This is a genomic window from Bhargavaea massiliensis (assembly GCF_018390575.1).
Lineage (GTDB): Bacteria > Bacillota > Bacilli > Bacillales_A > Planococcaceae > Bhargavaea > Bhargavaea massiliensis.
Genome location: NZ_JAHBCJ010000040.1, coordinates 1 through 220 on the forward strand (window position 1 = coordinate 1; position 220 = coordinate 220).

Here is a 220-nt window from a genome sequence, read left to right on the forward strand (position 1 = left end):
AAGAGCTTAACTTCCGTGTTCGGGATGGGAACGGGTGTGACCTCTTCGCCATCATCGCCAGACCGTATTCTTTTTTTGAAAGAACAAATATTATTATATCATTTCCTGTCGATTTGGCAAGAACTTTTTTTATTCTTTCAAAACCGGATAAACGAGACATTGTATAGTACCGAGTCTTTCATGTGCCTTGAGGAGAAGTCCTCGATCGATTAGTATCCGT

The 220-nt window shown here is 40.5% G+C and carries 1 rRNA gene; it reads right to left on the reverse strand.

What is annotated here, in order from left to right:
- Positions 1–62: ribosomal RNA gene (gene rrf / locus KHA84_RS15300) — 5S ribosomal RNA — on the reverse strand; the annotation flags it as partial.
- Between the last annotated feature and the right edge of the window lie 158 nt (positions 63–220).